This is a genomic window from Bradyrhizobium sp. Mp27 (genome assembly GCF_029953005.1).
Taxonomy (GTDB): domain Bacteria; phylum Pseudomonadota; class Alphaproteobacteria; order Rhizobiales; family Xanthobacteraceae; genus Bradyrhizobium; species Bradyrhizobium barranii.
Map to the genome: position 1 here is coordinate 1 of NZ_JASAUS010000937.1, position 204 is coordinate 204.

Sequence of the window (204 nt, forward strand, 5' to 3'; positions counted from 1 at the left end):
TATCTCCGCGCCTACGACAGCGTGTCCGAGGCGCGAGCGTCAATTGCCAAGTATCTGGCCTTCTACAATCAGGGACGCCCTCACTCGAGCCTGGACGGGCGCACGCCCGACGAGGCTTACTTCGGCACGCAAGCTATGGTGATGGCCGCATGACCGTCGCCGACGGTTTTGTCGTCGCTCTGGTCGGGCTACGCCCTCCCGACG

General features: G+C 64.2%; 1 protein-coding gene. It reads left to right on the top strand.

Annotated elements, in window-relative coordinates; genetic code table 11:
- On the top strand, positions 1–153 hold a 153-nt coding region (locus QJT78_RS53070), incomplete at its 5' end, for an integrase core domain-containing protein (RefSeq protein WP_018647868.1).
- Positions 154–204 lie beyond the last annotated feature (51 nt).